Genomic DNA, 882 nt, shown 5'->3' with positions numbered 1-882 from the left:
CCCCGCCTCGAGGTGGACCGGCTCACGACGGAGGCCCAGCGCGCGGCCGCCGAGGTCACCGGCGCCGCCCGGGCCGAGGCCGACGCCCTCCGCGAGGAGGCCCGCAGCGCCCTCGCCGACGCCGAGCTCCAGATCGCGGAGCGGCGCGAGGCCGCGGAGCGGGCCGACGCCGCGCACCACGAGGCCGCGCGCGCCGAGACGGAGCGGCTCGTCAGCGACGCCGAGGCGCACGCCGCGGACGCCGAGCGGCGCGTCGCGCTCGCCCTGGAGCAGGCGGAGAAGATCCGCCGCGACGCGGACACCCACGCCAAGGAGCTGATGTCCAACGCGCGCCGCAACGCCGACCGCGTGGTCGGCGACGCGCGTGAGCACGCGGAGCGCACGCTGTCCGACGCGATGACCGAGGCCGAGCGCGAGCGCACCACCGCCCAGCGGCAGGTCGAGGACCTCAACCGCCAGCGCGAGGCGATCACGTCGTACCTCGACGAGCTGCGCAACCTGCTCGGGCACGACCCCGTCCCGAACCGCCGGACCCTCGAGCAGGCGATCGACGCCGAGGCGCGCTTCGCCGCCACGGGTGTCCCGGCCGCGCTGGAGGAGCCGGACGCGGGGACGACGCCCGTCGACCACGCCGACGACCAGGCCGACGACCGGGCGGACGACGGCGAGGCCACGACCGACGCCCAGCTGGACGACGACGCCGCCGCCCCCGCGGCCGAGGACGCCGACGCGGACGAGGACGCCGACGTCACGGCGGACGACGAGGCCACCGGTGACGAGGAGCCCACCGCGGACGCGGCGGACTCCGACGAGCCGGCCGCGTCGGACGACGAGAGCACCGACGAGAGCACCGACGACGAGCCCGCTCCCGCCGACGAGGAC

1 protein-coding gene is annotated in these 882 nt (G+C 77.9%); it reads left to right on the top strand.

What is annotated here, in order from left to right; translation table 11 throughout:
* Positions 1 to 882 (top strand): ATP synthase subunit B family protein (locus N866_RS21715; RefSeq protein WP_162177344.1); only part of this gene is annotated, 882 nt, incomplete at both ends.

It is taken from the genome of Actinotalea ferrariae CF5-4 (assembly GCF_000603945.1).
Taxonomy (GTDB): domain Bacteria; phylum Actinomycetota; class Actinomycetes; order Actinomycetales; family Cellulomonadaceae; genus Actinotalea; species Actinotalea ferrariae.
Note: the sequence above shows the minus strand (reverse complement) of the source record. Positions and strands in the feature narration are given on the sequence as shown.